Source organism: Mesorhizobium sp. WSM4808, from assembly GCF_055811675.1.
Genome location: NZ_JBVVQX010000012.1, coordinates 165079 through 191634 on the forward strand (window position 1 = coordinate 165079; position 26556 = coordinate 191634).

Here is a 26556-nt window from a genome sequence, read left to right on the forward strand (position 1 = left end):
AAAGCGGTCAGGTCATCGTCATGTCGGCGCGGTCGTCGTCGGCAAGAAGTTTTGCATCGACGACGGACCAGCGCAGATCGACCGTGTCACCAATCGAGAACGGTGTGGCTTCCAGCGACGAGCGCACGATGGCGACCGAGCCGTCGCGAAGCGTCACCTGGTATTTCGAACCCGACCCCAGATAGATCGCTTCGCTGACCTCACCAGTGAGGCTGTTCTGCCCGGCGGCGGGAGGCGTGTTGGTGCCGGCAAGCGACAGCTTCTCCGGCCGCAGCAGGACCACCGGTTTGCGGCCGCCGGCGAGCTTGCCGTAGGCCACGATCTTCTGGCCGGCGATCGTCAGGCTGGTCTGGTCTCCGGACGCCTGGGCCTCGCCGCGCAAACTGGTCGATTCGCCGATGAACTTCGCCACGAACAAGGTCGTCGGCTCGTCGTAGAGCTGGCGGCCGGTTCCGACCTGTTCGATGCGGCCCTGATTGAACACAGCGATGCGGTCGGAGAGCACCAGCGCTTCTTCCTGGTCGTGCGTCACATAGACGAAGGTGGTGCCGAGTTCGCGGTGGATCCGCTTGATCTCCAGCTGCAGCCATTCGCGCAGTTTCTTGTCGAGCGCGCCGAGCGGTTCGTCCATCAACAGCAGCGGCGGATCGAAGACGATGGCACGCGCCAGCGCCACGCGCTGCTGCTGGCCGCCGGAAAGTTCGGAGGGATAGCGATGCGCGAAATCGGCCATCTTGACCATGTCCAGTGCTCGTACGACGAGACGGTCGCGCGCCTGCTTGTCCATGCCGCGCAAGGTGAGGGGATAGGCGACGTTCTTGCCGACCGTCATGTGCGGAAACAGCGCGTAGTGCTGGAAGACGACGCCGATGTTGCGCTTGTGCGCCGGCAGGGCGACGATGCTCTTGCCGCCGACGGCAAGATCGCCTGCGGTGAGGTCGGTGAAGCCCGCAACGACGTTGAGCGTGGTCGTCTTGCCGGAGCCGCTGGGCCCCAGCAGCGTCATGAACTCGCCCGGCTCGATATGCAGGCTGACATCGTCGAGCGCGGTGAAATTGCCGTAACGCTTGGTTGCGCCCTTGATGTCGATGGCCGCGCCACGTTCCCTCGCAGTCATCTCAACTCCTCGTCGATTTCGAGCTGATGATCAGCCCGGCGCTGATGATCAGCGTCGTGGCAATGAAGATGATGGTTCCGACGGCCGTCACCGTCGGGTCGGCGTCGCGGGTGATGCTGGTGAAGATCTGCACCGGCAAGGTCTTGAGGTAGGGACTGGTGATGAACAGCGCGACGATGATTTCATCGAAGGAGGTGACGAAGGCAAACAAAAGCCCGGACAGGATACCGGGCGCGATCAGCGGCAAGGTCACGGTGCGGAATGTGGTGAAGCGGTTGGCGCCGAGGCTGGCCGCCGCCGTTTCCAGCCGCACGTCGAAGACTTCGAGGCTTGCCGATACGGCGATGATGACGAAGGGGATCGCCAGCATCGTGTGCGCGATGACGAAGCCGGTGGTGGTGCCGACAAGCTGGTAGTCGAGGTAAACGGCATAGATGCCGATCGCCAGCACCACGCCGGGCACGATCATCGGCGTGATCAGGATAGCGCGCAGCAGGCCGGCGCCGGAATGTTTCATGCGGCTGAGGCCAAGCGACGCCAGCGTGCCGATCAGCGTGGCGGCAACGGCGACGAGGCCCGCGACCCTCAGCGAATTGAAGAAGCTCGACAGCCAATCGGGATTGGTGAAGAAATTCGCGTACCACTGCCAGGAGAAGCCGGAGGGCGGGAAGGCAAGCGACTTCTTCTCGTTGAACGACATCGGGATGATGACCAGCGTCGGCATCACCAGCCAGACGGCGACCAGCAGGCAGAACAGGCCGAGCAGAATGCGGAACGGCGTTTGTCTCATGATCTGGACGCCTGCTTGTGGCGCTGGCGTATCAGCGGGGCGGCGAGTGCCAGAAGCACGAAGGTCGCGACCAGCAGGACGACCCCCATGGCGCCGCCGCGTCCCCAGTTGAGCAGGCTGAGCACCTGGCTCTGCACCAGCGTCGACAGCATGGTGCTGCGCGGGCCGCCGAGCAGGGCAGGGGTGATGTAGAAGCCGAGCGACAGGATGAAGACGATGATGGCGCCGGCGAAGACGCCTGGCAGCGACAGCGGCAGATAGATCTGCAGGAAGGCACGTGCGGGCCGCGCGCCGAGGCTGCGCGCCGCCTGCACGAGGCGCAAATCGATGCCGCGCATGACAGAATAGAGCGGCAGGATCATGAACGGCAGCAACACCTGCGCCATGCCGATGACGACTCCGGTCTGCGTGCGGATCAGCTTCACGCCGTCAAAGCCGAGCAGCCTGATGACCGAATTGATGATGCCGGAATCCTGCAGCAGGATGACCCAGGCCAGGGTACGCACCACGCCGCTGACCCAGAACGGTACGAGCACGCACAGGATGAGGACCAGCCGCAGGCGCGGCCCGACCGCCGTCATGAGATAGGCGTAGGGATAGGCGGCGATGACGCAGACGATGGTGACCCAGGCGGCGATGGAAAAGGTGCGCCACAGGACGGTGACGTTCACCGGCGTGGAGAAGAACCAGACGTAGTTCTGCAGGCCCCAGGCCGGGTCCGAAAAACTGCGCAGCGTGACGGTCAGCAAGGGATAGCCCATAGCCGCGATAAGCAGGAGCAGGGCCGGCATCGCCAGCAGCGACGGATAGGCGGCAAGGCGCAGGCGCCGCTGCGGCCCCTGCACGGCACCTGACGGCCGGGGATGATCACCCCCGGCCGTCGGCGTATGCGATGTCTGGCTCACGCCGTCACCTCAGTGGTAGCCGGCTCAGTTGCCGGCCATCAGCGCCGTCCACTTGTCGGACGCAGCGGCGAAGTTGGCGACCCAGAACTTGATGTTCTGCTGATAGCCGAGCTTGGCGTGGTCTGGCGTGTTGGTCAGGAAGGCGGCGACGGACGTGTCGACCTTTGGCTGTGCCTCGTTGTTGATCGGCGAGTAGGAGGTCTGCTCGGTCAGGATCTCCTGCGACTTCTTGCCGAGATAGGCGTTGATCAGCGCGTAGGAGGCATCGGGGTCCTTGGCGCCGACCGGGATGGTCAGCTGATCCATGACGACCAGCCAGTCCTTCCACACCGGCGTATAGGCAGCGCCATTCTTGACCGCCGTCATGGCGCGGCCGGTCCACATGATGATCATGTCGGCCTCGCCGGATTCGGCAAGCTGCTGGGATTCTGCGCCGGTCTTCCAGAAGATCGTGTCGGGGCCGATCGCCTTGATCTTGGCGATGCCCTTGTCGATATCGGCAGGCGTCATGGCGTCGACCTTGCCGCCGTCGGCCAGGATGGCCTGTTCGATCAGGCCGCCGAGCGGGCTGCCGCTGCCGTCGATGGCGCGGGTGCCGGGGAATTTCGCGGTGTCGAAGAAATCCTTCCAGTCCTTTGGCGGATTGTCCTTGTACGTGTCGTTCTTGTACATCAGGACCATGCCGTAATTCATCGCCGGCACGCTGCACTCGCCGACCTGTCCGGGCGGGATGTGCGAGATGTCGAGCTTGGTCAGATCGAGTTTTTGGAACAGTTTTCCGCAATGCACGAAGGGCGGAAAATCATCCGTGTCGACGACATCCCAGGTCACATTGCCTGATTCGACCTGCGCCTGAAGCTTGGCGATTTCGGTCGGTCCGTCGTTCAAAAGCTTGACGCCGCTCTTGTCGACGAATTCCTTAAGCGCGGCAACCTGGCCGTCCTGGTAGATGCCGCCATACGAGACGAAGGTCAGCGTCTTGCCCTTCAGCGACCCGTCCACCACGGTCCCGGCCGGCGGCGCGTTCTGCGCGTGAGCGGCGGCCGCAAGCAATGCCAGTGCGGCGGCGCCGAAAAACCCGGCCAATCTTGATCTGCTTCCCATTTTCTAACCCTCCGATGGCTCGCTGTTTGATTTTGGCAGACCGGGCGCGAGCGTTTTCCGGGATACATATTGGTCGAGGTCGACGGCGCCGCTTGTCGGCGGTGCGATGATCCACAGCACTTCGGCCACCGCATCGCCGACATTGATCGTCCGGTGCGGCGTCGAGGTCGAATATTCGATGCTGTCCCCCTCTTCGAGGGTGAAGCTCTCGTCGCCGAGCGTCAGTTGCACGCGTCCGCGCAGCACGAGGAACATCTCGCTCGCGTTGCCATGCGTGTAGGGCACGTCGCCGGTGGAGCCGCCGACGGCGAACTCGCCGCAATAGACTTCCATCTCGCGGATCGGCCGGCGCGACAGCAGCGTCTTGCGGTAGCCCTCGCTGGTCGGCAGCGCCGGCCGCTCGGCGCGTGTCAGCACCGCGTGCGGCGACACCTCGCGTTCGTCGAAAAGATCGGCGAGGCTGATGCCGAGCGCGTTGGCGATCAGCATCAGCGTGCTGGTGTTGGCACCCGAAAGGCCGCGCTCGAGCTGGCTCAGGAAGCTGGCGGTGGTGCCGATCATGTCGCCGAGCTGGCGCAGCGTCAGGCGCCGCGTGGTGCGATAGGCCTTGATGCGATCGCCCAATACCGTCGAGCGGCGCGCTTCGGCGCTGGTTGCGGCATTGTCGTTGAGTGCGTGATCCGCAGCGATTTTCATGGCGATCTCAGGGTTCACTTAACATGCTATTAAGTGAGGCGTCCTGGCAAGCGGAATCGCCTTGTCATTTGAAAATCATCGATGGACCTGCAGAGAGCCCGTAATCGGCCGACCGGCAACGCCGGTTCGGCTCGATCACTGGATCATGAAGCGCGAACTGAATGGCAGGCTTGCCGCGCCGACGGCCTTCGGGCTGATGCTGACCCGCGCGGGCAGCGCTTCGATGCCGGGGAATTCCCGGCCGATGTCGGCGCACAAGGCCTTGGCGATCTTCTGCGGCGCGTAGCTGGACAGGACGACCGTCCTGAATTCGACAAACTGGGTCAGTGCGGAAATAGAGGCTTTCAGGCGGTTGGAGCATTCCCCTAGCCATTCGCTGTAGGCCTCGCCAAGGTCAGGCCACTCGGGGCTGCTGCTCCAGATGATTTCGGACGGGCGCCGGCGCTTGGTCAGTTCGCTCTCCAGGCGCACAAGGCCATGATCGAAGCTGGCGCTGGAGTTTCCCTTGTAGATCTGGTGGTTGAGGATGAGCCTGCTCTGCAGCCGTGCTCCCAGATAGAAGAACAAATAGTCGTTGAGCGGCTTGGCGACGCCGAACATGCTCTCGCCGCCGGCCGCCGCGGTGATGTCGTTCTGCACGAAAACCGGCAGCTTGATCTGTTCCTCGATCTCCCCCTGCAAGGCTTTCAGCGAGGTGCTCGATCCGTTGCGGGTTGCAGCCATCGTGTCGACATCGTCGGGAACGGCCAGGCCGATGCCGGCAACCCGGCTGCGCGCCTCGACCGGCAGGCTGGTCATGGCTTGCCTGATCGCGCCGAACAGATCGCTGCTTTGGGGAAAGGGATTGGCTTCATCCGCCGGCAATTGCGTGTGGAAGCGCACGGTGCCGATGAAATCGATGAGTGCGATGTCGATCCTGCGGCGGCTGAAGCCGACGCCAACCGCATAGGCGCCCTCCGGGTTGAGCGAAAGCGGGATGGTGGGCGGACCGACGCGGCCGCGCTGCGCCTCGCCCTGCGAGACCAGGCCTTCCTGTTCGAGCGAGCGGACGATGACCGAGGCCGTCTGCGCCGACAGGCCGGTCTTTTCGCCGATTTCCATCCGCGAAATGCCCTCGTTCTGAAGCAGCAGCGACAGCACCAGCCGCTCATTGTAGCTGCGCACGCTCAATGCATTCAGCCCGCTCGCACGATCGGCGATGCGCAAGGGATTGGGTGGTGCGAACCTCATGTCAGGCAAGGGTCGCCCCGTCGGTTAGAGCTCGTTGCCCGGTGGCTGTAGTGTTGCTCATGTCGAGCGGCTCCAGCCGATGGCATCGACCGCGCGGGCAAGTGCGGTGCCCAGCAATCTGTGCGCCTGGGCATCGATGTGAAAGCCGTCCGCTTCGCTGCACGAGACCACCGAGCCGGCATCGAAAAAGTGGAGTTCGAGCGAGTCCGCTAGAACCTCGAACTCGAGCGCGAGCAGGCGCGATTTCTCCGGCGCACCGGCGAAGATGGACTTCCTTTCCTTGACGTCGTCCTGCATCGGCGGCGGCGCCACGATCATGATCTCGGGCGTCGAGCCGCCTGGCCCAGGCGCCAGCTCCTTGATGTCGTAGACGAGGCAGCCGATCCCCATCGCCACTTCCGACGGCGGCTTGTTGAAGCGGATCTTCAAATCGTTAGTGCCGAGCATGATGATGACGAGGTCGAGCGTCGCATGGCTCTGCAGGCAGGGGCGAAGATAGGTTCTGCCGTTTTTGTGGGCGCCCTCGATCGGGTCGTCGTGGACGGTGGTGCGGCCGCTCAATCCTTCCTCGATGACATACCAGTCGGGGCCTAGCTGAGAACGCAATATGCCCGGCCAGCGTTCACCCGGCCCATAACGCTCGAGCGGCCCCCTGCCGGGGATCTGGCCGTGCGTGTTGGAGTCGCCGTAGCACAAGACTGATCGCATGTTTTTCCCGCCGGGACTGACAGCGCGCCGAAGCCGGCGAGCGCCAATCATGATGGATAGAGGAGCGATGAAAGGCAAGCAAGGGAATAGTCATTCAACATGACTAACTATTGACAGAGCGAATCCGCTGTGCTTCTAAAGTGCCCGGAGGAGTTCTCGACCGTCATCATCGTCCAGCAGGAATTGGGCTTCGGCACGCATGTGTTCGGGGGCGGGAGAATTGCGTGCATCGGTCGGTTTGCGACAACGAGCATGCATTGGGAGAGCGTCTCATGGCCGTACGCATTCGTACGGCCGGCCATACGAATTCGTAGGCCGGGGCAACCACAAGGAGGAGAGTTTAATGTTAGGATTGCTGAAAACCGTCGGCTTGGGGATGCTCGTTGCGTCCACGCTTGCCGTGACGTCGCTGGCGCATGCGGAAGACATCAAGCTGATGGACGGCGTGGCGCCGCGCCCCGACGACACGCGCATGACCGCGGCCGGTGCGTTCAAGAAGGACCCGCCCTGGGTCATCGGCATGAGCGACTTCGGCGTCAACGCCAACACCTGGACAGTACAGGTGGCGCATGAGGCGGAGAACGCCGCGGCCAAGGACAAGCGCATCTCGAAATTCATCCTGCTCGATGCCGGCTTCGACCAGAAAAAGCAGGTGGCCGACATCGAGGACCTGATCGCGCAGCATGTCGACGCGATCATCGTTCAGCCGGTGACCAGCACATCGGCCAATGCCAGCATCGCCAAGGCGGTCGCCGCCGGCATCCCGATCATCCTTCACACCGGCCGCATCGATTCCGACGCCTACACCACCGAAATCCAGGGCGGCGCCGAGCATTTCGGCAAGGTGATGGGCGACTGGCTGGTCAAGACCGTCGGCGACAACGGCAAGATCTGGGTCCTGCGTGGCCTGGCCGGCCATCCGGAAGACACCAACCGCTACAACGGCTTACTGAAATCACTTAAAGGCACCCATGTGCAGATCATCGCCGAGGAGCATGGTGACTGGCAGTACGACAAGGCCAAGAAGCTGTGCGAGACGCTTTATCTGAACAACCCACAGGTTGACGGCATCTGGTCGTCCGGCGCTGACATGACGCGCGCCTGCGTCGATGTCTTCAAGCAGTTTGGCACGCCCGTTCCGCCGATTTCGGGCGAGGGCAACAATGGCTATTTCGGCCAGTGGATCACGGACGGGTTCAAGTCGATCTCGCCGGAATACAGCCCCGCCCAAGGTGCGGCCGGCGTGCGCGCCGCCGTTGCCCTTCTGGAAGGCAATCAGCTCTACAAACGCTATGTCTATAATCCCGACGGATGGGACCAGGACAAGGCCAAAAAATACTATCGCGACGACCTCACCGCCAATGTCTGGTGGCCGAGCGAACTGCCAGAAGACAAGCTCAAGGAATATTACGGCAAGAAGTGACGGCGCCGTGGCTGGCGGGGAGTGGACAAGCATTCCCCGCAGGCCATTCCATCTGTCGAATCCGGTTCGTTCGAGGGTTTCGTGACCAATCTTATCGAGATGTCCCACATTTCGAAGGCGTTCGGAGGGAGCAAGGCGCTCCATTCCGTTTCCCTCGATCTCAAGGCGGGCAGCGTCCACGCCCTGATGGGCGAGAACGGCGCCGGCAAATCGACGTTGATGAAGATCCTGGCGGGCGTGCATCAGCCCGATTCCGGCGAGATCTTCATGAACGGCGAGAAGCTCGATCTGAAATCGCCGCGAGCCGCACTCGATGCCGGCATTTCGACCGTTTTCCAGGAGCATTCGCTGCTGCCCAATCTGTCGATCGCCGAAAACATGTTTCTGGGCCGGGAGCCGACGACCCGGTTCGGCTCGATCGATTATCGGGTGATGAGCAGCCAGACCGCCAAGGCGCTTGGCGAACTCGGCCTCACGCTCGACCCGTCGCAACTCGTTTCAAACCTGACCATAGCCGAGCGGCAATTCGTCGAGATCGCGCATTGCATCCAGGCCGACGCCGGCGTGCTCATCCTCGATGAACCGACGGCGGCGCTCAACGCGACCGATGTCGATGTGCTCAACCGCAACATCCGCCGGCTGCGCGATAAGGGGAAGGCTGTCGTCTACATCTCGCATCGCATGGAGGAGATCTTCGAGCTGTGCGACACGGTGACGGTGCTGAAGGACGGCGCACTGGTCGGCACCAGAATGGTGTCCGAGATCACCACCGACGACCTCATCACCATGATGGTCGGACGCGAGCTTCAGGACCTTTTTCCCGATCGTACTGATAACAAAGGCGACGAGATCCTGCGCGTCGAGAACCTGAGGATCACCGAGACATCGCGGCCGCTGTCGCTGACATTGCACAAGGGCGAGATCGTCGCCCTGGCCGGCCTGGAGGGACAGGGCCAGCAGCGCTTCCTGAGATCGCTGATCGGCCGCTATCATCCCTCCGCCGGGACGATTTCCGTCAACGGCAAAGCGCTGAAAATGCCGCTCCCGCCATCATCAGGCGTTCGCCATTTGCAGCAGCTGAGGGTCGGCTTCGTTCCCGAGGACCGCAAGGAAGAGGGGCTCTTCCTCGCTTTGCCAATCGCCCACAACATCGCCATCGGATTGCATTCGAGGCGATCCGAGCTCGCGCCGGCGCGGCCGTATCGAAACGTGATCGCTCGCATGATGGAGGTCATGAACATAAAGGCGGCAGGGCCGTCCGCGCCGGTCGGCTCCCTGTCCGGCGGCAACCAGCAAAAGGTTCTGCTCGGCCGCTACCTGGCCGCCGATCTCGATCTTCTGCTGGTCGAGGAGCCGACCCGCGGCGTCGACATCGGCGCCAAGTCCGAGATCTACCACCTGCTGCGCGACTTTACCGCCAAGGGCGGCGCCGTGCTGGTGCTGTCGCGCGAGACGATCGAATTGATCGGGCTCTGCGACCGCATCTACGTCGTCCATGACGACACCATCGTTGCCGAAATGCCGGCAGCGCAGGCGACAGAACACAAGATCCTCGACGCGGCCCTGACGGGCGGCTCCGCGCGCCAGCATTAGGGGCCTCCATGCATCGTTCGCTTTTCAACATCCTGAGTGGCCGGAACACGCGGCAAGGCCTGTGGGGCCTGCCACTGCTGGTCGCCTTGCTCATTTCGCTGTGGCTGACCGTCGAGACGACGCAGTTCGCCACGGCCGAGAACCTCTTCAACCTGGTTGCCCAGGCGATGCCGCTGATCATCGCGGCGATAGGACAGCTCGTCGTCGTGCTCATCGGCGGGCTCGACCTGTCGGTCGGCTCGGTCATCAGCTTCACCACCGCGGTGCTGGCGCTCGACCAGCCGGCGATCGTGCTGATCCCGGCGGTCTTCGTGCTGGCGGCACTCATCGGGCTGATCAACGGCATGGCGATCACCCGCTTCAACGTCCATCCGATCATCGCGACGCTGTCGACGCAGTACATCGTGCTCGGCATCACGCGCATCCTGCGGCCCGTCTCCGGCGGCACCGTGCCGGAGATCGTCATCGATGCCGTCTCGGGCAGTTTCCTCGGCATTCCCTATCCGGTTTTCTGGGGCATCATCGTGATCCTGGCAGCGTGGAAACTGCTCTACGGATCCCGGTACGGGCTGCATCTGTTTGCGATCGGCGGCGGCATCGCGTCCGGCGCCGAAAGCGCTGCCCGCAATTTCGGCGTCTCCGACCGCCGCAACATTATCCTTGCCTATGTGGTCTGCTCCTGTTTCGCGGCCGCTGCCGGTGTCTTCCTGGCCGGGCGCATCGTGTCGGGCGATCCGAATGTCGGTCTGCTTTTCGAACTCGATACCGTCACCGCCGTGGCGCTCGGAGGCACCCAGCTCTCCGGCGGCATCGGCAGCCTGCACGGCACAGTGATCGGCGCGCTGGTCATGGCGCTGCTGGCTAACGGCATGAACCTCGCCAACGTCTCGCCCTTTGTTCAGACAGCGATCAAGGGCGGCATCCTGCTGGCGGTGGTCGGGTTGCAATCCCGCAAGAAAATGGGGCTCTGAGCGATGGCCGCCGTTCTCGCAAATCCGATCGCCCGGCGTCTGCTGCGCATCCCGCCGTCCTATTTTGTCTTCATCGTGCTGCTGGCGACGCTGTGGATCGCGCGGCCGAACATGCTCAACCTCAACATCATGGGCATCTTCGTCAGGCAGATCGTGCCGCTCGGCATCCTGGTGCTGGGGCAGCTCGTCGTCATGCGGGTGAAGTCGATCGACCTCTCTGGCGGTGGCATCATCCTGCTCATCAACTATTTCATCTCGTCGGGCACTTTCCCCGGCGCGTCGATGCCTTTCTTCGTCGTGCTGGCGCTCGCCACCGGCCTCGTCATCGGCCTGTTCAACGGCTTCATGATCGGCAACCGGCGGGTGTCGGCGGTCATCGTCACGCTGGCGGTCAGCATCATCCTGGTCGGGCTGGTGCAGTTCCTGTCGAGCGGCAATCCGCCCGGCGATGTGCCGAAGCTGTTCAACGACCTATACAACACGAAATTCCTGTCGGTTCCGACGCCGGTGCTGTTCTGGGTCCTGCTGACCGCTTCGGTGTGGCTGCTTCTGTCGCGGACCATCTTTGGCCGCTACGTCGCTTCGGTCGGGGAGAATGCCGAAGCCGCGCATTTTTCCGGCGTGCCGGTCCAGCGCACGGTCATCCTGGCGCATACGCTCGCCGGCCTGATAGCGGCGATCGCCGCCCTGGTGCAGACCGGTTCCATCGCCGTCGGCAGCGTCCGTATCGGCCTCGACCTGCCGATCCTGGCGGTCGCGGCAACGATCCTCGGCGGCGTCGTCTTCGGTCGTGGCGACGGCGGCGTCTGGGGGCCTTTCTTCGGGGCGCTGTGTTTTGCGCTGCTGTTCGTGGTGATGACGGTGCTCGGCATCGACGAGCCCGGCAAGCTCATCGCGCAGGGCGTCATCATCCTCGGCGCGGCGATCTTCTACGGAGTGCGCGTGCGAAACCCCTGATTTGAAACGGCGAAGAGCAAGTGCGCCGGCGTTCAGACAATTGCAAACAGATGGAGAAACATGGATGTCACCGCCAAAAAACATCATGTGCTACGGCGACTCGCTGACCTGGGGCTGGGTTCCGGTCAAGGAAGGGTCGCCGACCTACCGCTACCCTTATGATCAGCGCTGGACCGGTGTGATGGCGGCGGCGCTGGGGGCGGGCTACCACATCATCGAAGAAGGCCTGAGCGCGCGCACGACCTGTCTCGACGACCCCAACGATCCGCGCCTGAACGGGGCGAACTATCTGCCCTCGGCCATCGCCAGCCATCTGCCGCTCGACCTGGTCATCGTCATGCTCGGCACCAACGACACCAAGTCTTATTTCCGCCGGACGCCTTATGAGATCGCCAATGGAATGGCGAAACTGGTCGGGCAGATCCTGACCAGTGCCGGCGGCATCGGCACCCCTTATCCGGCTCCCAAGGCGCTGGTCATTGCGCCGCCGCCGCTAACCCCGATGCCCGATCCGTGGTTCGAGGGCATGTTTGGTGGCGGGCACGAAAAATCCAGGGATCTGGCCAGGCAGTACAAGGCGATGGCGGATTTCATGAAGATCGATTTCCTCAATGCCGGCGATTACCTCACCACGGATGGTGTTGACGGCATCCATTTTACTGCCGGAAACAACGCCGATCTGGGACGCGCCGTCGCCGACAAGGTCAAGTCGATCCTTGAGCCGGGCAAGGTCAGCACTGCCGCCTGAAGCCGCCACGCCCGTCGGCTCGCGGCACACAGGCCTACGGCGCGGGTGTATCGCTCGTTGCTCCGGCGATGCACATCGATACGGGGCCGTTTGGCCCCGTATCGATGTGGCGCTCGACGCCTGCAGACCTGCGTTGATCTAGGGCCTTGTGCCCCGAGGAACATGATCGGCAGACGATTTGGTTTGGCGGTCGAAAACGACCGCCAGGCCGTTCTTCACGGCAAGCGAGGCGACCATGTCGTCGAGTTCGCGATCGGGAATGGCGGGTTTGAGGACCTGCCGGATGGCCCGATAGGCCTGCTCGGTCGACACATAGTCGTAGCGCTTTTTGCGCGCTTCCACATATTGCTCGATGAGAATGCTCAATCGGCGGGCGGCGATGCCATCTGGTTGCTGCAAGGGAGCCTCCTCAGCGTCGATCGTTTGCAGACCCCCGAGATGTAAAAACCCACGCCGCGAAAGTTAAGGCCTGCTGTCGGCTTGAAGCCCAAAAAATCTATTGCCTTCGTTCAACGAACTGCACCGCAGAGTGACATCGTGTCCGAACTGGCACATCGCAGCCGCAAGGCGCGGGTCAACTTGCCCGTCCGAATCCCGACCAAAGCGTGTATTCACAACAGCTCCGACAGAACGGCCATGAAATGGTCGTTCTCCGCTGTCGAGCCGATGCTGACTCGCACATAGGTGTCAAAACCCTGCTGCTTCCACGGCTTGACGATGACGCCGTGACGCAGCAGGCCTTCGACGAAGGCGGAAGCATCTTGCCGGCAGTTGAAGAACAGGAAGTTGCCCCTGGAGGCAGCGACATCGAGGCCCTTGCTCGCCAGGAAAGTCTCGACGCGTTTTCTCTCTGCATTGGCCAGCGCGACGACCCTGGCAAGGTGTTCGTCGTCGGCCAGTGCCGCGAGTGCGGCCGCCTGGGCCATCGCGTTGGCGTTGAAAGGCGTGCGGACGCGATCGAGCAGCGCGCGCAGCTCCGGGTCACCGACGATGCCGAAGCCGATCCGCAATCCGGCCAGACCGAACGCCTTGGAAAAGGTCCGCAGCACGATCCAGGGCCGGCCCAGCTTTTCGAGATAGGGCAGGGACGATGCATAATCGTCGCCCTTGGCATATTCGGCATAGGCTTCGTCGATGACGATCAGCGTCTCGTCGCCGACCGCATCCAGAACCCTCGACAGATCGCCGCCGGAGAGCCAGCTGCCGACCGGGTTCATCGGGTTCGAAAACAGCAGCATGCGCGGCCGCTCGCGCACCGCCTCGACCAGCGCATCGACATTGATGGTGAGATCGTCGTTGACGACAACGCGTTTGACGGTCGCCCCCATCAGCGTTGCGTAGTCCTCATGCAGCGGGAACGACGGATAGAGCGTGACGACCGCGTCGCCCGGCCGCAACACGGCACGGCTGATGACGGAGAGAAGGTCTTCGGAACCGTTGCCGAGGATGATCTGGCCCTCGGCGACGGCATATTTGTCGCCGATCGCCTGGCGCAGCTTGCGCCCGGCGGGGTCGGGATAGAGGCGGAACATCTCGGAGCCGGCATGCATCGTCGTGGCTAGCTTCGGGCTGGGCCCGAGCGGGTTTTCGTTGGAGCCCAGTTTGGCGATCCTGGCCGGTGCGTATCGCTCCATGACCTCGTCAATGGTGAGCCCGGAATTGTAGGGCGACAAACGGTTGACTTCGGTGCGGACCATATCCGAGGCTTTCGACACGGGTGGGCTCCTTTGCAGCGGATTTCGTCATCAGTACCGCAGCTGAAATGATTTGTATATGCTTGTATATGTAACCTGCGATCTGATAGCATTGATACCGGCGCCGAGGCCAACACCGATCAGGAGGATCACATGCGCAACGCTTCTCTCTTCGATCTGTCCGGCAGGAAGGCGCTTGTCACCGGTGCAAGCCGGGGCATCGGGCGCAGCATCGCCGAGGCGCTGAGTGCTGCCGGCGCCGACGTCGCGGTCACGGCGCGCAGCCTGGCCTCGCTGGAGGCCACCACGGCAGCCATCCGCGCCGCCGGCGGAGTGGCGCACGCCATCGCTCTCGACGTCACCGATGTCGGCCGCTGCCGCGCAGCCACCAACGAGGCTGCCGGCCTGCTTGGCGGTCTCGACATTCTCGTAAACAATGCCGGGATGGAGGAGGTGCGGCCCTCGCTCGACGTCGACGAGGCGCTGTGGGACAGGATCGTCGACACGAATCTCAAGGGAGCGTTCTTCTGCGCCCAGGCCGCCGCGCGGCAGATGCGCGATGCCGGCCGTCCTGGTGCCATCATCAATCTGTGCTCGCTGACATCCGAAGTCGGAATCCCCACCGCGGTGCCGTATGGCTCGTCGAAGTCGGGCCTGCTCGGCATGACCCGCGCCCTTGCGGCGGAGTGGGCGGAGCTCGGCATAAGGGTCAATGCAATCGCGCCGGGCTATTTCAGGACGGCGATGACCGATGTTTTCTACAGCAACGAGGCATGGCAGCACTCCATGCTGGCCAAGATCCCGCAGCGGCGTTTCGGTGATCTCTCCGATTTGCACGGCATCGCGGTGTTCCTCGCTTCGGATGCGGCGGCTTACATAACCGGCCAGTCCATTCCGGTCGATGGCGGCTTTCTCGCCTCGATCTGAGGAGGCAGGTTTGTCTCCGCAGTTTCGAAGGGAAGGACGATAGAAAAACTGCTGGCGACTGTCATACATACATGTATATACTTTTGCCCGGGTGAAGCCTCTCGACGGCTTTGATCCTTGCCCCGGTCGGCCTGTCGACCCGCAGAACTATGGCCATCCACGGGCCAACCGTCATTGCGTTCCAAGAGTTCCAGGAGACGAGCAACCATGTCCGACATCAGCTTCCACGATTTGTCATCCATCGATGCCGACCAGCGCGCCAGTCTGCTGAAGCGCGCCGAGGCCGATCTGACGGTCTTCGTCGAGAAGGTCCGGCCGATCATCCAGGCCGTCAAGGACGAAGGCGACGCCGCCTTGATCCGCTTCGCCAGGGAACTCGACAAGGCCAATGTCGCCGAGGGCGAACTGCAGGTGTCGGAAGCCGAGTTCGAAGCGGCGTTCGACAAGGTGGAAAAGGATGTGGTCGAGAGCATCCAGTTCGGCATCGACAACATCAGGCATTTCCATGAGGAGCAGAAGCCGGAGACGATGTGGCTCAAGGAAGTCCGGCCGGGCGCCTATGCCGGCGACCGGTACACGCCGATCGCGTCCGTTGCGCTCTACGTTCCGCGCGGCAAGGGCGCCTTTCCTTCGGTGACGATGATGACGTCGGTGCCGGCGGTGATTGCCGGTGTGCCGCAGATCGCCATCGTGACGCCGCCGACACCGGATGGGTCGGTGGACGCGGCAACGCTGGTCGCCGCGCGCCTCGCCGGCGTGGGAACCGTCTACAAATGCGGCGGCGCGCAAGCGGTCGCCGCCGTCGCCTACGGCACGGAGACGGTGAAGCCCGCGCTCAAGATCGTCGGCCCCGGCAGCCCGTGGGTGGTGGCGGCCAAGAGCGTGCTGTCCTCGGTCATCAACACAGGCCTTCCGGCCGGCCCGTCGGAAGCGATCATCTTTGCCGATGACAGCGTCGACGGCGGCCTTGCCGCGCTCGACCTGTTGATCGAAGCCGAGCACGGGCCGGATTCCTCGGCCTATCTGGTGACGCACAGCCGCAAAGTTGCAGAAGCAGCGCTCGCTGCACTTCCCGAGCATTGGTCGCGGATGACCGAGCAGCGTGTCGAGTTTTCGCGCGCCGTGCTGACCGGCAAGCGCGGCGGCATCGTGCTGACCGCGTCGCTGGAAGACAGCTACCGCTTCATCAACGACTATGCGCCCGAACATCTCGAGATCCTGTCGAAGGAGCCGTTCGCGCATCTCGGGCGCATCACCGAGGCGGCCGAGATACTGATGGGTCCGCACACGCCGGTGACGCTTGCCAACTTCGTCCTCGGTCCCAATGCTGTACTGCCGACCAGCCGCTGGGCGCGAACCTACGGGCCGCTTTCGGTAACGGATTTCGTCAAACGCTCGTCGATCGGCTATGTCACCTCGGTGGCCTATCCGGAACTCGCTCTGCACGCCCGCAGGCTCGCCCGCTACGAGGGCTTCAGCTCGCATGAGAACGCGGTCTCGGAAATCCGCGACCGCTATCTCGCCGGCTGAGCGGAAGCGATCGCGATGAAGGCCGCACGACTGTATGGACCTGGTGACCTGCGTGTCGAGGACATCGCCCCGCCAGGCGTGCCGGGTGCGGGCTGGGTGAAGCTCAGGGTCGACGCCGCCGGCATTTGCGGTTCGGACCTGCACAATTTCCGCACGGGACGGTGGATAAGCCGGTCGCCTTCGACGGCCGGCCATGAGCTGACCGGCACGGTGACTGCCATCGGCGCGGGCGTGGACGCCTTCGCCGTCGGCGACAGGGTGGTCGCTGATTCTCGGTTCTGGTGCGGAGACTGCGCGCAATGTCATGGCGGCAGGCGGCAGCTCTGCGCGTCACTGGGCTTCGTCGGAGAGGTCTGCGACGGCGGGTTTGCCGAACAGGCGGTGCTGCCCGCACGGCTCTTGCATATCATCGATGCCGGGCTCGACGAGCGGGTCGCGGCGATGGCCGAGCCGCTGGCGGTGGCGCTGCACGCGGTGCGGCGCCTGCCGAAAACGGCCGGCTCGGTGCTGGTCGTCGGCTGCGGGCCGATCGGCGGTCTTGCCGCGCTATTGCTGTCGCGAACCTTCGCCGGCACCGTGCTCGTCGCCGACCGCAACCAAGCTCGCAGCGCCCGCGTGTCGCAGGTGACGGGTGCCAGGATCGTCGATCTGAACCGAGATGCCGTTGCCGCCGCAACCGCCAATGCCCCGCTGCTCGCGGCCATTGAGGCGACCGGCAGCGTCGCGGCGCTCAACCAGTTGCTTGGCGTTGTCGATCCCGGCGGCACGATCGCCATGGTGGGCATCTTCCATGGCCGCCTCGACATTGATCCCAATACGCTGGTCGAACGCGAAATCGGCTTGCTGGGATGCCACGCCTTTGCCGATGAGCTGCCCGAGGCGGTGCGGATGCTAGGTGAACTCAGCGAACCGCTGTTGGCGCTGATCGACCAGGAGATCGGCCTGGATGACATTCCGGCTGCCTATGAGCGGCTGTTGGCGGGACACAGCGACGGCTTGAAAACAATCATCCGCATGCGGCAACCTGTCGAGCAGTCGTGATTTCCGATGAATCGCCGGAAAGGACTTTTGAAATGATCACTTTGCCCGACACGGCCAGCCCTCTTTACGAGAAGGTGAAGGACTACATCCTGGCGAACATCGGAACGGGCCGGTGGGGCAAGGATCGCAAGCTGCCGTCCGAGAACGAGTTGGTGGCGTCGCTCGGCGTGTCGCGGATGACGGTTCACCGGGCGCTCAGAGAGTTGACCTCGGCCGGGTTCCTGATCCGCCTGCAAGGTGTGGGAACCTTCATCGCGCCGCCGCGGCCGCAATCGACGCTGATCGAGATCAACAACATCGCAGCCGAGATCGTCGAGCGCGGCAACAGGCATCGTTCCGAAGTCCTCGTCCTCGAAACCATCATGCCGACAAAGGAGCTGGCGCTGTCGTTCGAGTTTCCAAAGCGCGTCTCGATCTATCATTCCGTCGTCGTCAATTTCGAGAATGATCTGCCGGTGCAGCTGGAAGAGCGCTTCGTCAATCCGAGCCTCATTCCCGATTACGACAAGCAGGATTTTTCGAAGACGGCGACCTACGACTATCTCATGCAGAAAACCCCGGTGACCGAAGTCGAGCATATCATCTCGGCGATCCCGGCCGACGCCGAGACGGCGCGGCATCTGGGCATCGATGTCGGCGCCTGCTGCCTTTTCCTGCACCGCCGGACATGGACAGGCGCGGTGGTGGCCACCATCAGCAAGCTGACTTATGCCGGCAGCCGCTACTCGCTCGGCAGCCGCTATTCCCCTTCAAAAAGCAGCTAACGGAAGCAGGACGAATGCAAGTCGGAGCGGTTTCGTTGTCAATGTATATACATGTGCTGACGAGAACGCTTTCGCTCTCGAATGGACGGGCCAAGAAGGACAACAGATGACGCAGACACCGAGTCGCACGGCGCAGATCCGGGCACTCGCGCAGCATGATGTTGCCGAAGCACAAAGCGCGCTGGCGGCATTGCTGGGCGACCTGTTCGCGATGAGTCCCCGCAATGTGCGCATCAACTTCGACAAATACAGCCTCAATTCCCTGAACGGCTTCTTCGAAGACGACGGCAAGGCCTACTTCTTCAAGTTCCATCAGGAGGAGCGGGAGGAGGCGATGACGGGCGAGTATTACCGCGCCGAGATTCTGTCGCGCGCCGGCCTGCCGGTCGACCAACCCGTACACATGTCGGCGCAGCCCGGCGAGCAGATCCTTGTCTACCGCCGCCGCACGGATCCGAGGTTTTCGGATGTGCTGTTCGCGCTGGATGCGCAGGACGATGCCGGCAAGCGGCAAGAAGCCGTTCTTGCCGAGCGCGGCCTGTCGGCCAGGCTGCTCAAGGTCTATCTCGAGACGCTGCATCCGGTGACTGTCGCGGAGGTCTCGGCGGAGCCGATCCACAGGCTGTTTCATGAGCGGCTGATCGATGCAAACACACGCTTGTCGCCAGGCGGCCGGCTGGCCGATTTCTATGTCGGCAAGCCGTTCGTCTTTCCCGGTGCCGAGCTGGATTGGGATCGGTTTTCCCGGCTGAAATTCGTCATCAACGGCCAGCAGTACACCCACAGCGTCGGTGAGCTTTTCGATGCCGCCGCGGTGCGCTTGCGGCCCGACCGGCTTGCCGATGCCGGCGGCGTGGTCGCGCATGGCGACGCCCACAACGCCAATGTCTGGTACACGGCTAAGGCGGGGAGGGCGGAACTGTCCTTCTTCGATCCCGCCTTTGCCGGCTCGCATATCCCGACGCTGCTGGCGGAGGTGAAGGCGACGTTCCACAACATCTTTGCCCATCCGTTCTGGCTCTATGATCCGGCGACCGCGACAGAGGCTTTTCGCGCCCAGGCGCGGCTGGACGGAAATCTGCTCCATGTCGACACGGACTGGGACCTGAGCCCCGTCCGCCGCGACCTGCTGGAGGTCAAGGCGACAGCGCTGTGGCGGCCATTGCTGCTGGAGCTCAAACGGCGCGGCATGCTGCCGGCCGATTGGCGCGCGGTGCTGCGGGCCGGTCTTTTCCTGTCGCCGACGCTGGTCATGAACCTGCGGGCCGACGCGCGCAGCCATACGCGGGTCTCCTCCCTCATTGCCTTCTCAGTCGCGGTCATGGTCGGCAGCGAACCCGTTGCCGGAGCCGATCGGGTGACGGGTTTCCTCGATCGGATCGATCCGGAAAAGCGTGAAAATTGAGTCTTTCCAACTTGTATATGCATGTATGTATTTTAGCCTTGACATCCGCTCCCGCTGACGCTGAAATATCCTCGCACTTCACCATGAAGTGGCAGGTAAGACGCCGAGGCACAGTGCCGCAAGAGCAGAAACCCGCAGTCTCACCAGACCGGCTGCCTGGGTTAGAAAAAGCGGTCTGATCATCAAGGGGAACAAAGATGATGCGTAACCTAACAGGACAATTTCGCGCGCTCGTGATGGCCGCCGCCATCGGGCTGGCCACCGCCCCGGCAGCCTACGCAGCCGACGCGGCCATTCCCACCACGCCCGAGGCAGGAGCGTTCAAGATCGGCATCGAGCCCTGGCTTGGCTATGGCCAATGGCATGTCGCCGAGGCCAAGGGCCTGTTCAAGACAAACGGGCTGAGCGACGTCCAGATCGTCAATTTCGCCGAGGACAAGGACATCAACGCAGCACTTGCAAGCGGCCAGCTCGACGCCGCCAACATCGCGACCCACACGGCGATGGGCATGGTTGCGGCCGGCCTGCCGGTGAAGATCGTGCTGCTGCTCGACGTCTCCATGACCGCCGACGCCATCATCGCCGGCAAGGACGTCACCTCCATCGCGGACCTCAAGGGCAAGCAGGTGGCCTTCGAGGAAGGCACGACGAGCGACATCCTGCTCAAATACGCGCTCGCCAGGAACGGCATGTCGATCGACGATGTGAAGCCGGTTCCGATGCCGGCGTCCGATGCCGGCAGCGCCTTGATCGCCGGCCAGGTGCCGGTTGCGGTGACCTATGAACCGTACCTCACCGTCGCCATGGCGCAGAACAAGGACCTCAAGCTGCTGTTCACCGCCGGCGAGGATCCCGGCCTGATCAGCGACGTGCTGGTGGTGCGTGACGAGGTGATCAAGTCGCGGCCCGGCCAGGTGCTGGCCATGATCAAGAGCTGGGACGCGGCGCTCAAGAACTACAATGCCGACACGCCCGGTGGACGCGCCATCATCGCCAAGGCCGTCGGTTCGGACGTCAAGGACCTCAACACCGCCTTTGACGGCGTACGCTACTACTCACTCGCCGAAAACAAGACGGCGCTGACAGGCGACTTCACCACCAAGACCTTCGCCGATGTCGAAGCCGCCGCCAAGAACGCCAAGCTGCTGCAGGCCGATGTGACGCCGGAGCAGATGATCGACCCGGCCTTCGTCAAGGCAGCGGAATGACCAAGGCCGGATCGCGGTGGTGACACAGATGCCCCGGGAGCGACCGGCGGCAGGACCGGTCACGAAACCGGCGAGGCGCCGCCGATCCTCCGGGATCGGCGTGCCCATCGCCAGGTCGCGCTTCCTGGTCATCGCGGTGGCCGTGTTCATCGGGCTCGGCCTTGCCTGGTGGGCGGCGACCGGACTGGGGTTGGTAAAGCCGATCTTCCTGCCGTCGCCGGGCAGCGTAGCTATGCAGATCGCCAAGCTCGCGACCGACGGCACGTTGTGGCTGGACCTCAAAGCCTCGATGTATCGTATCTCCATCGGCTTCCTCATCGCCTCGGCACTGTCGATACCGATCGGCGTGCTGATCGGCAGTTTCCGGTCCTGGGAAGCGGCCATCGAGCCGCTGGTTGATTTCATCCGCTACATGCCGGTCGTAGCCTTCGTGCCGCTCTCCATCCTGTGGGCGGGCACCGGCGATTCGCAGAAGTTCCTGATCATCTTCATCGGCACCTTCTTCCAGCAGGTGCTGATGATCATGGACAATGTGAAACGGGTTCCAGCCGATTTCATTGGCCTTGGGCGTACACTCGGCTTGCCGGATCGCAAGATCCTGACGCGCATCGTCGTTCCCAGCGCCTTGCCGGGCATCTGGGATACGCTGCGCATCAGCCTGGGCTGGGCATGGACCTGGCTGGTGCTGGCCGAACTTGTCGCCGCGACTTCGGGGCTCGGCTATCGCATCACCGTGTCGCAGCGGTATTTCCAGACCAACACGATCATCGGCTACATCCTGCTGCTTGGCCTGCTCGGCCTCATCACCGACCAGGTGATGAAGGCGCTGGAAAAGGTGCTGTTCAAGCAAGAGGGCCGCTCGCAATGAGGTCCAGCCGATGAGCCCCCCCAAATTGCGGATCGCCGGCCTCCACAAGAGCTTCGGCACCGGCGAGCGGCGCACGGAAGTGCTGCGCGACATCAATCTCGATCTTGCCGACAACGAGTTTGTCTCCCTGGTCGGCACGTCGGGCTGCGGCAAGAGCACGCTGCTGTCGATCGTGGCCGGACTGCAGGACTTCGACGCCGGCGATCTCAGCATCGATGGCGCGCCGATCCTGCAGCCGGGTCTCGACCGTGGCGTCGTCTTCCAGTCCTACACGCTGCTTCCCTGGCTGACGGCGCGGCAGAACATCGAATTTGCCCTCAAGGCCGCCGGTTACGATCGCCCGACCTGCCGCAGGATCGCGCTGGAACATCTCGAACTCGTCAAGCTGTCCGACAGCGCCGACCGCTATCCGGCCGAACTCTCGGGCGGCATGAAACAGCGCGTCGCCATTGCGCGCGCGCTTTCCTACCGGCCCAAGATGCTGTTGATGGACGAGCCCTTCGGCGCGCTCGATGCCTTGACCCGGCATCAGATGCAGGAACTGCTCACCCAGATCTGGGAGGAACACAGGTTGACCGTCCTGTTTGTCACTCATGATGTGGAGGAGGCCGTCTATCTGTCGGACCGCATCGTCGTCATGGGGATCGGCCCGGGACGCATCACGCAGACCTTCAACGTCGATATCGAGCGCCCGCGCCGCGAAGAGGTGATGGAAAGCCCTGCATTCATGGATCTGCAGCGCGGCGTGCACAAGGCCATCCGCGAAGGTTCAAAACGCCCCGAAATGGCGTAGGCGCCTGTGGTCATCAGTAGGCCCAATCACGTCGCCTTGCCGACCGCCGCATCCAACTCCAGCTCGCCTTCGGAAATATCGTCGAACGAGGCGTAGTTCATGTTGTAGAGGCGGGCGTAGAGGCCTTTTCGGCCCATCAATTGGTCGTGGTTGCCGCTTTCGACGATCTCGCCGTTCTGCAGCACGATGATGCGGTCGGCGCCGCGGATGGTCGCAAGACGGTGGGCGATGACCAGCCCGGTGCGGCCTTCCAGCAGCGTGATCAGCGCCTTCTGGATCAGCATTTCGGTGTAGGAATCGATGCTGGCCGTGGCTTCGTCGAGCACCAGGATCTTGGCATCCGCCACCAGCGCGCGCGCAAAACTGATCAGCTGGCGCTGGCCGAGCGAGAGATTGCCGCCGCGCTGCTCGAGTTCGGCATCGTAGCCATCTGGCAGGTTCTCGATGAAATCGTGCGCGCCGACGGCCTGTGCGGCGCGCACCACCTCTTCGCGGCTGGCTGATGTCTTGTGGTAGCGGATGTTTTCCAGCACCGAGCCGGAGAACAGGAACGGCTCCTGCAGAACCATCGCCACCTGATCGCCGAGCGAATCCTGGGTCAGGTCACGCACATCATGGCCGCCGACCAGAACCTCGCCCGACCAGACATCATAGAAGCGGTGCACCAGCGCCATAGAGCTGGACTTGCCCGATCCGGTAGGGCCGACAAGGGCCACGGTCTCGCCCGGATTGACGCGAAAGGAGATGTTCTTCAGCACTGGCTGGTTCGGCCTATAGCCGAAGGTGACGTTCCTGAACTCGACCGAGCCGTCCATGTCGCGCGACAGCGTCACCGCGCCTTGCCTGTCGCTGACATCGACCGGCACGTCGAGCACTTCGGAAATGCGCTGGCCCGAAGCCATGGCGCGCTGCATGACGCTGTATTGCATGGTCAGCGAACGGATCGGGTCGAAGAAGCGCTGGATGTAGAACAGGAACGCCACCATGACGCCGATGTCGAGGCTGTGCGACAGCACCATCGAACCGCCGACGACGATGACGGTCGCCATGGCGATGCCGGTCAGCGTATCGACGATCGGCACCATCACCTGCGCGTATTTCGCCGAGGTCAGATGGGCATTGAGATTGGCCAGCACCTTCTCGTCATAGAGGTCGAAATTGACGTGCTGGCGCTCCAGGCTCTGCACGGTGCGCACGCCATGGATGCCTTCGGCCAGCGCGCCATTGGCGATCGAGTTGGTTTCGTGCGCGGCCATGAAGGCGACCTTGGCGCGCGGCAGCCAGAACAGGCGCACGATGAACAGCACCGGCATGGTCGACAGCGTCAGCAGGCCGAGCCGGAAATCCAGCCACAAAAGCACGCTGACGATGCCGAACAGCAGCACGATGTCGCCCACCGACATGACCGACGTTTCGAGGAATTCCTGCATCGAATTGACGTCGCCCTGCAGACGCGACATCAGCCGCCCGACCTCGGTCTTGTCCATGAAGCTCAACGAAACCCGCTGCAGGTGGCTGAACATGGCGCGGCGCAGATCGGACAGCACATTTTCGGCCACCTTGCCGACGACGCTTTCCTGCACATAGGAGGCGGCATAGTTGATCAGGATGATGACGGCGAAAGTGATGATCGCTGCGATCATCACCGGCTGGTCGAGCCTGCCCGCCGTCATGCCGTGGTCGATGGCGTAGCGGATGACCAGCGGGATCGCCAATTGCGTCAGCGTGAACACCAGCACCGCGGCGACCGAGATGAAGATCCGGCTCTGATACGGTCTCACGAAGCTCCAGATGCGCCTGACGATGCGCGGGTCGTAGGCCTTGCCGAAGACTTCTTCCTCTTCGCGATGCGAGCCCACGACAGCCCTTGTCGGCCGGCGGCTGGTGTCTTCCTTGTCGTCGTCGGCCTGTGTCGACATCATGCGGCTCCCGCCACGACAGGCCGCTCATCGTCCGGCCGCAGCTGCAAATCGTAGAGCGCGCGATAGCGGCCACCGAGCGCCAGCAGTTCCTCGTGCGTGCCGCGCTCGACGATTCGGCCGCCCTCGACGAACAGGATCTGGTCGGCATGCATCAGCGAGCTCAGCCGGTGCGAGATGATGAGCGTGACGCGGTCCCTGGCGAAGCGCTTCATCGCCGCCCGGATGCGCTGTTCGGTGCCGGCATCTATTGCCGCGGTCGAATCGTCGAAGACCAGCACCGATGGCCGCAGCATCAGGCTCCGCGCAATGGTCAGGCGCTGCCGCTGGCCACCGGAAAGCGACGCGCCGCGCTCGCCGACAACCGTGGTGTAACCGGCCGGGAGGCCCATGATGTAATTGTGCAGCTGGGCGTACTCGGCTGCCTGCCCGATGCGGGTCTCGCGCGCCCAGGGATTGCCATAGGCGATGTTGTTCTCGATCGAGGTGGTGAACAGGAACGCGTCCTGCTGCACGACGCCGACGGCCTTGCGCAGCGATTTCAGCGTCACCTCACGAATGTCCTGGCCGTCGATGGTGATCGAACCCGAAGTGACGTCGTAGAAACGCGGGATCAGATGCGCGATGGTCGACTTGCCGCTGCCCGGTGGGCCGACAATGCCGATGGTCTCGCCGGACCGGGCCTCGAAGGAGATGCCGGACAGCGTCGGCCGGCCGCCTGCGCCCTCATAGCGAAAGCCGACATTGTCGAAGCGCAGCACGCCGTCGCTGACGACGAGATCCCTGGCGCCGGGCGCGTCCTCGATGTCGAGTTCGGCGTCGAGCAGTTCGAACAGGCGGGTGCCGCAGGTCGAGGCGCGGGCGAAGGAATTGACCATCAGCCCGAGCTGGCGCACCGGCATCTGCAGGATGGTCATGAAGGTGAGGAACTGCGCCAGCGTGCCGACGCTGATCTGGCCTGCGATCACCTTCTGGCCGCCGAACCACAGGACCAGCCCCATGGCAGCCAGGAACGAGAAGTTCATGGCGCTGGTGTTGGCGACGCGGATGTCGACGCGCTGATTGGCGAGGTCCAGTGCATCGCGCTTGGCGCGATCGAATTTTTCCAGCTCATGCCGCTGCGCTGCGAAGGCCCGCACGACACGGATACCGCCGAGGTTCTCATCCATCACCCGGCTCAGCACCGAGAGGCGCTCCTGCAACGTCAGCCAGGTGCTGCGCAGTTTGAGCTGGGTGACCGAGGACCGCCAGGCGACGAAGGGCACGAAACTCAGGCTGAGCAGCCCGAGCACGGGATCGGTGCTGATCAGGAGATAGGCGCCGACGCCGATCAGCACGCCGAGCAGCACCACGCGCAAAATGCCAGTGGAAAAGAACATGCGCACGCCGTCGAGATCGAGCAGGCCGAGCGTGATGAGATCGCCGGTGTGGACCCTGTCGTGGTAGGCGAAGCTCAGGCGCTGGATATTCTCGTAGAAAGCCAGGCGCAGTTCATAGCCGGTGCGGTGGCCGACGGCCTCGCCATAGTAGTTCTGCGCCATTGTGAAGAGGCCGCGCAGGATCGAGACAACGAGCAGCGTCAGCGCCGTATTCCACAGCGCCTGTTCCGCGGCAGCGCCGGCACCCGCGGCCATGACGCCCTGCGCCTGGTCGATGGCGCGGCCCAGCAGGCGGGGAATGAAAAGCTGCAAGGTCGCGGCAATAAAGGTCGAGACGATGGTGATGGCGACCTGCCAGGGATGGCGCAGCGTCATGCGCACGATGCGGAGCAAGGTGCTGAGGCCCTTGCCCCAAGAGGCTTCCGCCACATGGGCAAACGATTTGCCGCGCTCCGGCGCGCCGCCGATTGCTTGCGTGTTCAAGGGAAACATCCAAACCAATCCGGAGGTTAGTCCGGACTAATAAAGCAGACTCAATTCAGATGGCGCGATGTTACGCGTGTCCGACTTGGCCGTTCAAGAGCCAATTCCGGTATCGCACTGTGCCTGAACGGAAAGCGAGCATGCGACTGCGATCCGGCTGGCACCAGCGACGGAATCCTCTTGCTGAAGGGCGTTGGCCGGACGAGGCCAGCATCCGGGCTGTACGCAAGCGACGGCCGGACGGCGTGCGATCTTCCATCCGGCCGGAATCCGGTCTGCTAGAGCCGGATGATTTCAGGTCGA

At 63.3% G+C, this 26556-nt stretch carries 24 protein-coding genes; 13 read left to right on the forward strand and 11 right to left on the reverse strand.

Annotated elements, in window-relative coordinates; genetic code table 11:
* Positions 1-7: 7 nt before the first annotated feature.
* The 7 genes from AC0L2U_RS21945 to AC0L2U_RS21975 all read right to left on the reverse strand — a co-directional run bounded on the left by AC0L2U_RS21945 (position 8) and on the right by AC0L2U_RS21975 (position 6550).
* Positions 8-1117: an ABC transporter ATP-binding protein gene (locus tag AC0L2U_RS21945; RefSeq protein WP_127267128.1), complete on the reverse strand. Its 1110-nt coding sequence runs from the start codon at positions 1115-1117 to the stop codon at positions 8-10.
* A gap of 1 nt (position 1118) precedes the next feature.
* Positions 1119-1907 (reverse strand): ABC transporter permease, encoded by a 789-nt coding sequence (locus tag AC0L2U_RS21950; RefSeq protein WP_023809409.1) that lies wholly within the window; start codon positions 1905-1907, stop codon positions 1119-1121.
* A complete protein-coding gene (locus tag AC0L2U_RS21955; RefSeq protein ID WP_473602654.1) occupies positions 1904-2812 on the reverse strand; it encodes an ABC transporter permease in 909 nt (302 codons plus the stop codon). The genes AC0L2U_RS21950 and AC0L2U_RS21955 overlap by 4 nt, the downstream gene beginning before the upstream one ends.
* A 24-nt stretch (positions 2813-2836) precedes the next feature.
* Entirely contained in the window at positions 2837-3916 is a 1080-nt protein-coding gene (locus tag AC0L2U_RS21960) for an extracellular solute-binding protein (RefSeq protein WP_127396174.1), read from the reverse strand.
* Between the two features lie 3 nt (positions 3917-3919).
* The gene (locus AC0L2U_RS21965; RefSeq protein ID WP_127396173.1) at positions 3920-4612 is read right to left on the reverse strand and encodes a helix-turn-helix domain-containing protein; all 693 of its coding nucleotides are present in this window, start codon (positions 4610-4612) and stop codon (positions 3920-3922) included.
* A gap of 135 nt (positions 4613-4747) precedes the next feature.
* Positions 4748-5842, reverse strand: a complete 1095-nt coding sequence (locus AC0L2U_RS21970; RefSeq protein ID WP_127326628.1) for an ROK family transcriptional regulator — start codon at positions 5840-5842, stop codon at positions 4748-4750.
* A 57-nt stretch (positions 5843-5899) separates the two neighbouring features.
* Positions 5900-6550, reverse strand: a complete 651-nt coding sequence (locus AC0L2U_RS21975; protein ID WP_473602655.1) for an SGNH/GDSL hydrolase family protein — start codon at positions 6548-6550, stop codon at positions 5900-5902.
* 343 nt (positions 6551-6893) lie between these two features.
* Here AC0L2U_RS21975 and AC0L2U_RS21980 point away from each other — a divergent pair, with 343 nt between their 5' ends.
* From AC0L2U_RS21980 to AC0L2U_RS22000, 5 genes are all read left to right on the forward strand, one after another.
* On the forward strand, positions 6894-7973 hold the full coding sequence (locus AC0L2U_RS21980; RefSeq protein ID WP_128288769.1) for a substrate-binding domain-containing protein: 1080 nt from the start codon (positions 6894-6896) through the stop codon (positions 7971-7973).
* An 81-nt stretch (positions 7974-8054) separates the two neighbouring features.
* Positions 8055-9566, forward strand: coding sequence for a sugar ABC transporter ATP-binding protein (locus AC0L2U_RS21985; protein ID WP_128288773.1), 1512 nt, complete (start codon positions 8055-8057; stop codon positions 9564-9566).
* An 8-nt stretch (positions 9567-9574) separates the two neighbouring features.
* Complete coding sequence (locus tag AC0L2U_RS21990; protein ID WP_127382428.1) at positions 9575-10537, forward strand: ABC transporter permease; 963 nt, start codon at positions 9575-9577, stop codon at positions 10535-10537.
* A 3-nt stretch (positions 10538-10540) separates the two neighbouring features.
* Positions 10541-11494 (forward strand): ABC transporter permease, encoded by a 954-nt coding sequence (locus AC0L2U_RS21995; RefSeq protein WP_127272456.1) that lies wholly within the window; start codon positions 10541-10543, stop codon positions 11492-11494.
* A 64-nt stretch (positions 11495-11558) separates the two neighbouring features.
* The gene (locus tag AC0L2U_RS22000; RefSeq protein WP_127271777.1) at positions 11559-12242 is read left to right on the forward strand and encodes an SGNH/GDSL hydrolase family protein; all 684 of its coding nucleotides are present in this window, start codon (positions 11559-11561) and stop codon (positions 12240-12242) included.
* Positions 12243-12380: 138 nt separating this feature from the next.
* Here the strand turns inward: AC0L2U_RS22000 and AC0L2U_RS22005 are convergent, their stop codons facing one another.
* Together AC0L2U_RS22005 and AC0L2U_RS22010 are read right to left on the reverse strand one after the other, a co-directional pair.
* Complete coding sequence (locus AC0L2U_RS22005) at positions 12381-12641, reverse strand: hypothetical protein (protein WP_127809698.1); 261 nt, start codon at positions 12639-12641, stop codon at positions 12381-12383.
* 212 nt (positions 12642-12853) lie between these two features.
* Positions 12854-13957, reverse strand: a complete 1104-nt coding sequence (locus AC0L2U_RS22010; protein WP_127809699.1) for a histidinol-phosphate transaminase — start codon at positions 13955-13957, stop codon at positions 12854-12856.
* A 132-nt stretch (positions 13958-14089) separates the two neighbouring features.
* Between AC0L2U_RS22010 and AC0L2U_RS22015 the strand changes: the two genes are divergently transcribed.
* The 8 genes from AC0L2U_RS22015 (at position 14090) to AC0L2U_RS22050 (ending at position 22472) form a co-directional block, all read left to right on the forward strand.
* The gene (locus tag AC0L2U_RS22015) at positions 14090-14863 is read left to right on the forward strand and encodes an SDR family NAD(P)-dependent oxidoreductase (RefSeq protein WP_127809700.1); all 774 of its coding nucleotides are present in this window, start codon (positions 14090-14092) and stop codon (positions 14861-14863) included.
* Between the two features lie 207 nt (positions 14864-15070).
* A complete protein-coding gene (hisD, locus tag AC0L2U_RS22020) occupies positions 15071-16393 on the forward strand; it encodes a histidinol dehydrogenase (protein WP_128288771.1) in 1323 nt (440 codons plus the stop codon).
* A gap of 15 nt (positions 16394-16408) precedes the next feature.
* The gene (locus AC0L2U_RS22025; protein WP_127809702.1) at positions 16409-17434 is read left to right on the forward strand and encodes a zinc-dependent alcohol dehydrogenase; all 1026 of its coding nucleotides are present in this window, start codon (positions 16409-16411) and stop codon (positions 17432-17434) included.
* 32 nt (positions 17435-17466) lie between these two features.
* Positions 17467-18198, forward strand: coding sequence for a histidine utilization repressor (hutC, locus tag AC0L2U_RS22030; protein WP_013530484.1), 732 nt, complete (start codon positions 17467-17469; stop codon positions 18196-18198).
* A gap of 106 nt (positions 18199-18304) precedes the next feature.
* A complete protein-coding gene (locus tag AC0L2U_RS22035; protein ID WP_127809703.1) occupies positions 18305-19603 on the forward strand; it encodes a hypothetical protein in 1299 nt (432 codons plus the stop codon).
* A 200-nt stretch (positions 19604-19803) separates the two neighbouring features.
* On the forward strand, positions 19804-20811 hold the full coding sequence (locus AC0L2U_RS22040; protein ID WP_127811360.1) for an ABC transporter substrate-binding protein: 1008 nt from the start codon (positions 19804-19806) through the stop codon (positions 20809-20811).
* A 100-nt stretch (positions 20812-20911) separates the two neighbouring features.
* Complete coding sequence (locus AC0L2U_RS22045) at positions 20912-21679, forward strand: ABC transporter permease (RefSeq protein ID WP_174800314.1); 768 nt, start codon at positions 20912-20914, stop codon at positions 21677-21679.
* Between the two features lie 10 nt (positions 21680-21689).
* Positions 21690-22472, forward strand: coding sequence for an ABC transporter ATP-binding protein (locus AC0L2U_RS22050; RefSeq protein WP_127269920.1), 783 nt, complete (start codon positions 21690-21692; stop codon positions 22470-22472).
* A 26-nt stretch (positions 22473-22498) separates the two neighbouring features.
* Here AC0L2U_RS22050 and AC0L2U_RS22055 read toward each other — a convergent pair whose 3' ends face one another.
* Complete coding sequence (locus AC0L2U_RS22055) at positions 22499-24391, reverse strand: ABC transporter ATP-binding protein (protein ID WP_128288774.1); 1893 nt, start codon at positions 24389-24391, stop codon at positions 22499-22501.
* The gene (locus AC0L2U_RS22060; RefSeq protein WP_473602656.1) at positions 24391-26262 is read right to left on the reverse strand and encodes an ABC transporter ATP-binding protein; all 1872 of its coding nucleotides are present in this window, start codon (positions 26260-26262) and stop codon (positions 24391-24393) included. Before AC0L2U_RS22060 ends, AC0L2U_RS22055 begins: the two co-directional genes overlap by 1 nt.
* Positions 26263-26556: the final 294 nt, after the last annotated feature.